Origin of the sequence: Herbiconiux daphne (assembly GCF_024979295.1) — a bacterium.
In the GTDB taxonomy this organism is placed as follows: Bacteria; Actinomycetota; Actinomycetes; order Actinomycetales; family Microbacteriaceae; genus Herbiconiux; species Herbiconiux daphnes.
In genome coordinates this window covers 1-699 of sequence record NZ_JANLCJ010000397.1, presented here as the reverse complement: position 1 = coordinate 699, position 699 = coordinate 1, and the positions used below count along the sequence as shown (strand labels likewise).

The 699-nt window shown below is 39.8% G+C and carries 1 protein-coding gene; it reads right to left on the bottom strand.

The window, feature by feature from the left end:
• The coding region (locus N1032_RS25455) for a hypothetical protein (protein WP_259543382.1) at window positions 1-699 on the bottom strand (699 nt) is incomplete at both ends.

The following is a 699-nucleotide window of genomic DNA, read 5'->3' as shown; positions in this document are numbered from 1 at the left end:
AACCATTGTTCAGAGTCAGAAGAGTTACCTAGTTGCTGAAGTAATGTATATTTTCCTTGATCATCTAAACCAACTGGAACGTTAACTGGACGGTTATGCCAAGGTTTGTTTCTTGGGAGTACATGACCACCTTTTGAAGCAGGAACCTTACTTGTGAAGTTCAGCTTGTGTTTACCTGAAGGAGTAGGAGCACCGTAGCTTTCCCAAATAGGTAAACCTTTAGCGTCTTTGCCAACTTCTCTCCATGCCGTATAGGTGGATTTAAGTTGAACAGTGCCTTTCATATTATCAGGGTAAATCACTTCTTTAGGAGAACCATCAGGATTCTTATCGTAGTAATACCCATCTGGCCAACTAATCTTGTGGCCATATAAATCAATAATCCAATCTACATCATACTGTTTACCACGTTTGGTACTATCAGCAGACCAGTCAATTATATCATTCCCCAATTTATCTTTTTTGCTACCATACACTGTAGCAACTAAAGAATCCCAACCTAAGAATCCATCAAAAGCAAATGGACATTTATCCAAATATTCCCCGAAATAAGGAGCACCTTGTGGGATCTGAATCTGTAGATTCGCTGGGAAATCAAACTCAATTCCCTTGAAACCACCGTGAGTTGGGATACTTACAGGTTTAGTGGGATCTAGTGGATAGTCAGAGTCTACTTCTTCTTTACCATTGATAATCCAG